Below are 309 nucleotides of genomic sequence, written 5' to 3'. Positions count from 1 at the left end.
ACTACGCCCTTGGCGAAGCTCTCCGGCACGCTGCCGTCAATTTCCAGCATCTGCCCCGGCGCCAGCGTTAACCCGTTGCTCTCGCCGCTCAGTTGATGCTGCTGGTTCAGCAGCCGCTCGTGACGCAGACGGGCGTAAAACTCGCCCCCTTCCGCCGTCTCGCCGGCCGACTCACCGCTTTCCCCGCCCAGCGTCAGGTAGTTGTCGCCGTAGCGGTACACCTGACCGTACGTGCCCGCGTCGCCCCCGTCTACCTGCGCCTCGGTCTGCAGACCCTCGCCCGCCCGGCGGTAGTTGTAATCCTTCACC

1 protein-coding gene is annotated in these 309 nt (G+C 66.7%); it reads right to left on the bottom strand.

What is annotated here, in order from left to right; genetic code table 11:
- Positions 1–309, bottom strand: a 309-nt coding sequence (locus VSX58_RS22470; RefSeq protein WP_327619991.1) for a contractile injection system protein, VgrG/Pvc8 family, incomplete at both ends; no start/stop codon positions are given.

It is taken from the genome of Brenneria populi (assembly GCF_036016195.1).
Taxonomy (GTDB): domain Bacteria; phylum Pseudomonadota; class Gammaproteobacteria; order Enterobacterales; family Enterobacteriaceae; genus Brenneria; species Brenneria populi.
Note: the sequence above shows the minus strand (reverse complement) of the source record. Positions and strands in the feature narration are given on the sequence as shown.